Source organism: Trichloromonas sp. (assembly GCF_041583255.1).
GTDB lineage: Bacteria > Desulfobacterota > Desulfuromonadia > Desulfuromonadales > Trichloromonadaceae > Trichloromonas.
This window is the reverse complement of the sequence record NZ_JBFHGD010000299.1, coordinates 1-3,098: the sequence shown is the minus strand read 5'-3', so window position 1 is coordinate 3,098 and position 3,098 is coordinate 1. Positions and strand designations below refer to the sequence as shown.

The window sequence follows — 3,098 nt, the reverse complement described above, 5'->3', positions numbered from 1 at the left end:
CTCTTCGCCGCCTCGAAGTTCAGGAGGAAGTTTATTAAGAAAGGCGTCGATCTCAGGATCAAGCTCCCTGAGCTTGTCGGCATCCATTTGCAGATTGAGAAGACTATGTACCAAGCCGCCAAGAGCTTCGTCCCCCTGAATGAGCGCATCGATGTTCATCTGTTCTTTGGTCTTGAAGCGAACCTTCTCCAGCCAGAGACCTTCCCCGCCCAGATTGATCGCCAAACTGCGGAATTCTTCAGTCCAATGGGCCGACTGAGCCTGGAGCTTCTGATGTGCGGCGGTTGTGCCATGCAATTCAAGCCGGGCCACGACCGGCCGGCCATCACCCTCGGCCAACGTTTTTTCAAGGCTCACCTGGGTGCGTTCATAAACCTCGTCCACATTCCGGCAGCCGGAGACATCGACTTTGCATAACTGCCAGCGCAGAACATCAAGGTCGACATGCTCAACCAGGGTGACCTCCTGGGCTTCGACCGTCACCAGAGTACATCCCTTTGGGCCGGTTTCCCGGATGTGTCGTCCTTGAAGGTTTCCCGGAAAGACAATCCAAGGATCTTGGAGGACCTCTTCGCGGTTATGGACATGACCCAATGCCCAATACTGATAACCCTTGGCCTTCAAAGCATCGACCGTGCAGGGCGCGTAGGGCTCATGTCCGGCTCGTCCGCTCAGAGCCGTATGGAGAAGACCGATATTGAAGCAGCCGCTTTGGGGCAGAGGATAACCACTACTCAGATCCTGGCTGATCGCCCGACTGGCAAAGCTTTGTCCATGGATGGCGACATTGAGGTTTTGCAGCAGCCGAGTTTCCGGCTTTCGAGTAGAGAAGATGAAAACGTTCTCCGGCAACCGGAGACTTTTGGTGATTTGGCTGGCGGCGTCGTGGTTTCCCGAGACAATAAAAACAGGGATGTTCGCATCTCTGAGTTTTATCATCCGCTGGTTGAAAAAAAGTCCGGTATTGAAGTCTTTCCAATCCCCGTCGTAGATATCCCCGGCCAGAAGAACGAAGGCGACTTCCTCCCGAATGGCCAACTCGACAAGGTTGTCCAAGGCCTTTCGGGTTGCGCCCCGGATCTGATCAACGGGTGCATCCTCAGAGAGTTCTAGACCGATTAGCGGGCTGTCGAGATGAATATCGGCAGCGTGCAAAAAACGAAACATTTTTCCCTCCTGATCAAATGTTAGAATAGAAAACGATGTCTTGACGGGGATTTATTAAGAAAGTATCTGACCCCAAGGGCTTCCGAGTCCCGGGACGCTTACCTCATGGTGCCCAGCAGCCGAACTCTCCTCACCTTTTCCGCCCTTAGTCGTTGCCCCCCGCCTTTGCCCTATCCCCACAAAAAAACCCGCAAATCGTCATTGATCGACGATGCGGGTTTTGGTTTCAAATTCAGGTTGTAATCCTGGATGAGTCAGACATCGTTTCCCCTGATTAAATCTAAGAGAACAATACTGAAAACTCCTTATCCTTATTCCTTTGTGAGACTTATTGTCAAGGGAAATAGCTGACAGTACAGGATCTAGTGTCATGTTCTTCAATGGCGCAGCATTCAAACGATCAGCGGCATCCCTTCTTCCTCCCGATATTCATCCCCTGCAGCCACTCGCTGATCAGTCCGTAAGCGCAGCCGGCACCGGTATCGACGGCGATGGCTGTCACGGGGCAGTTTTTGGCGCAGGCGCCGCACTCGATGCAGGCGTCCGGGTCGGTCAGGCGCGCTTTGGATACTTCGAGGGTGAAGACGCCGTGGGGGCAGACCTCCAGGCAGCGGCCGCAACCGATGCAGAGATCGACATCGAGGCGGAGGGTCGTGACATCTTCAAGGTATCTAAAGTCTCGCATCGTCAAGCCTTTCAGGCAAACGCCGCCCAGCCCCAGAGCAGCAGCGCGCCGCTAAGGGCGGCCAGCATCGCGGGCAGGGCCGTGCGCATCTCCTTCTTTACGCCGGATCGGGAGGTGAAGGGTGTGCTGCCGGTGAAATTGAGGGCGTAGAAGGCGCTCACGGCGGTCAGGGCGAGGCAGGTGCCGGCGGCTGCGGTGAGGCCGAGGCTTTTTCCGCCCAGGGCGTACCAGAGGAGGCTCCAGGCGAGGCCGGTCAGGGCGCCTTTGACGGCAAAGCTTCGGCCCGGCAGCCACGGCAGGAGGATGGGGGCCGCGACCGTGCCCGCGGCCAGCGCCCCCAGAAAGGCTCCGCTTAGAGAGAGCCCGGCGGAGATATCTCGGGTCGTCCAGCCGAGCAGAAGGAGCAGAAGGGTGATCAGCAGGGTCGGTTTGAGGGCTAGCACCACCTCCACCGGCACGAGGACGAGCCGCTCAGCCAGGGTGAAGGTCAGCTCCCGCATCGCCGGGGTGGTCACCCTCCCGTTATCCAGGTACTCCGGCAGGTCGGCGGCGCGGATGGTCGCGTAGCGGATGCGAAAACCGGTCTTCCTGGCGACTTCATGGGCGGCGACGCCGGGGGCGCCGAGGATCGGCAACAGGAGGGTGCGGTGGCTGACCGCCTCGGCAAGGCGCGCCGCCTCGATGCGGTGAACCAGTTCCGCCGTGCCGAAGCTCCCCTTGCCGGCGGCACACCAGACGTTGATGCCGAAGGTTTCCAGCACCAGCAGCCAGAGGTTCCGGCCGTGGAGGGTGTGGCGGAGGATGTCGTAGGACATCTTGTAGTTGGCGGTGACGAGCACCGGGCTCTGCGGGTCGGGCGAGCCGATGGCGTAGAGCCCGGGCGGGACCAGGTACGAGTGGCGGCCGATCCCCCAGCGGGCCTTCCACCGCCCGGTTCGGTCGCTGAATCGCAGCTCTCCCGAGATCCGCGGCACCCGGCCGACCGGACTCTGCAACCACCCGAGGAATCCCGGCACCTTCTCGCTGATCTCCCCGCCGCCGGCGGAGACGGGCGGGCCTCAGCAGGGGGGCTTTTCGCTCTCCGGCGAGAGGGGAGGGGAGGGGTCGGGTTTCGCGGATGAGGCATTTTCCCGGCGCGATTTCATCATGGCGACGCTCCTTTCAGGTGGCGACACTTGAGATTACCAGAGCGGCTGCTTTCAGGAAAGTTTTTCATGCGGATGCCAGGGCGGTTGAGGCCCGGGGG

3 protein-coding genes are annotated in these 3,098 nt (G+C 59.6%); all 3 read right to left on the bottom strand.

Going from position 1 to position 3,098, the window contains the following annotated elements:
* Nucleotides 1–1,167 (bottom strand): metallophosphoesterase family protein (locus ABYV89_RS15920; protein WP_432823916.1); only part of this gene is annotated, 1,167 nt, incomplete at its 3' end.
* Between the two features lie 400 nt (nt 1,168–1,567).
* Nucleotides 1,568–1,852: a mercury methylation ferredoxin HgcB gene (hgcB, locus tag ABYV89_RS15915; RefSeq protein ID WP_432823915.1), complete on the bottom strand. Its 285-nt coding sequence runs from the start codon at nt 1,850–1,852 to the stop codon at nt 1,568–1,570.
* Between the two features lie 11 nt (nt 1,853–1,863).
* Nucleotides 1,864–3,000, bottom strand: a complete 1,137-nt coding sequence (gene hgcA / locus ABYV89_RS15910; protein WP_432823917.1) for a mercury methylation corrinoid protein HgcA — start codon at nt 2,998–3,000, stop codon at nt 1,864–1,866.
* Nucleotides 3,001–3,098: the final 98 nt, after the last annotated feature.

Bases quoted from the DNA above. Each gene is read 5' to 3' on its own strand.
- hgcB (WP_432823915.1), bottom strand. From the start codon at position 1,852: ATGCGAGACTTTAGATACCTTGAAGATGTCACGACCCTCCGCCTCGAT.